Here is a 438-nt window from a genome sequence, read left to right on the forward strand (position 1 = left end):
CGTATGCATCTTCGTGAAGACCTGGGGCCAAGTGTTGGCGGAGAACAGAAGTCGCATGAAGTTTTTCCAAGAACGGCTCGAATACCAAGCGGACAAGGGCGCCTCCCTCAAACACTTGCAGGAGCACTACGCCAAATATTTGGAAGGTGTCTTTGATTCCGAGCCCGTTGCGCCCAGTGGAAAAGATGTCGCGGCGGCCAAGTGAGCGCCTCACTTGCCTGGGATCGACAACCGTAGGGACGAATTTGACACCGATATAAATGTTGCATCTCAAAGTCTCGCAGTACTCCTAAGAAACGGCGTGCTCGATTTGAGATCCGTTTCGAAAGTGATTAATCCGCATCAATTTATCTTATGACCAGCCGACAAAAAACGATGCGCGTCGCCTAGCGCTTTCAAGTTCGAGTGGAGTGGAAGCCGCCATTGGCGCGCCGTGAC

General features: G+C 52.3%; 1 protein-coding gene. It reads left to right on the plus strand.

What is annotated here, in order from left to right:
- The coding region (locus GVL03_RS20440; protein ID WP_235038290.1) for a hypothetical protein at positions 1-205 on the plus strand (205 nt) is incomplete at its 5' end.
- Between the last annotated feature and the right edge of the window lie 233 nt (positions 206-438).

Source organism: Microbacterium sp. 18062, assembly GCF_902706225.1.
Classification (GTDB): Bacteria; Actinomycetota; Actinomycetes; order Actinomycetales; family Microbacteriaceae; genus Microbacterium.